Annotated in this window: 2 protein-coding genes; one reads left to right on the top strand and one right to left on the bottom strand. The window is 69.2% G+C overall.

Going from position 1 to position 646, the window contains the following annotated elements; translation table 11 throughout:
* Positions 1-407, top strand: a 407-nt coding sequence (locus tag ACYVDE_RS25365; RefSeq protein ID WP_460504284.1) for a sensor histidine kinase, incomplete at its 5' end; no start/stop codon positions are given.
* Between the two features lie 69 nt (positions 408-476).
* Here ACYVDE_RS25365 and ACYVDE_RS25360 read toward each other — a convergent pair.
* Entirely contained in the window at positions 477-623 is a 147-nt protein-coding gene (locus ACYVDE_RS25360) for a VOC family protein (protein ID WP_460504285.1), read from the bottom strand.
* Between the last annotated feature and the right edge of the window lie 23 nt (positions 624-646).

Raw genomic sequence — 646 nt, 5'->3', positions numbered from 1 at the left:
CCCAGCTCGACGACAAGCGCCTGCGCCTCGATTTGCAGCTCGGCCTCGACCTGCCCGCCACCCGCGCCGCCTACGAAAAAACTACCTGGGTGCTCATCAACCTGCTGGCCAACGCCATCCGCTATTCGCCGGTGGGCGAGGCTCTCACCGTGCGCGCCGCCGTGGCCGGGGCCTTCGTGCGGGTGAGCGTGCAGGACCACGGCCCCGGTATCGCGCCCGAGCACCACGACAAAATCTTCCAGCGCTTCGCCCAATTGCCCGACAAAACCGGCTACCGCGGCGGCACGGGCCTGGGCCTGAGCATTGCCCGCGAGTTCATCACCACCCAGGGCGGCCGGTTGTGGGTGGAAAGTGAGCTGGGCAGCGGCAGCACCTTCAGCTTCACGCTGCCGGTGGCGGGCGCGTAGCGTGGACTCTGCGAGGCCGCGCATTGCCAGAGCGTTCGCCCCTGGCGCGGACTCGCAGAGTCCACGCTACTATCGGCCCGGCAGCTCCTGCAAGGTCCAGGTGTTGCCGTCGGGGTCGGCGAAGGCCGCGAATTTGATGCCGCCCATATCCTGCACCGCGCCTATAGGTACTCCCCGGCTGGCCAGCTCGGCGCGGGCGGCAGCGATGTCGGCCACCACTAGGTGCAGGCCGCGCAGCG

It is taken from the genome of Hymenobacter agri (assembly GCF_054778495.1).
The sequence above is the reverse complement of the archived record's forward strand: the minus strand, read 5'-3'. Positions and strand labels throughout refer to the sequence as shown.